Annotated in this window: 1 protein-coding gene; it reads right to left on the bottom strand. The window is 32.6% G+C overall.

The annotated features are described in order from the left end of the window. On the bottom strand, positions 1–356 hold a 356-nt coding region (locus ACJDU8_RS25750; RefSeq protein ID WP_406795032.1), incomplete at both ends, for a sigma-70 family RNA polymerase sigma factor.

The following is a 356-nucleotide window of genomic DNA, read 5'->3' as shown; positions in this document are numbered from 1 at the left end:
TGATTATATATTTTTTCCTCAACGTTCTCAAAACTATAGTCTACACCTTCTATACAGTCCATAAGCTCAATATCCTCCTCACCGGAAGCAGGAGTATTAAGACTTGTTTCTTCATTGGTATTTTTAGTTTTTATAAACCCACTTATCTTTTGATATATCCAGTAAACAGCATAAGTACTAAATTTGCATGGTCTTTCAATATCAAACTTATATTTATCTGCTGCAGCAATTAGTCCAATAAACCCTTCCTGCTCCAAATCCTCTTTATCTATAGAATTAGTTTTTTCGGTATAGAACCTATTGGCAAGTTTATATACTAAGCCTTTATTAAGCTCTACAAGCTCATTTAAGGCATG

Origin of the sequence: Candidatus Clostridium eludens (assembly GCF_045310515.1) — a bacterium.
Classification (GTDB): Bacteria; Bacillota; Clostridia; order Clostridiales; family Clostridiaceae; genus Clostridium_B; species Clostridium_B eludens.
The sequence above is the reverse complement of the archived record's forward strand: the minus strand, read 5'-3'. Positions and strand labels throughout refer to the sequence as shown.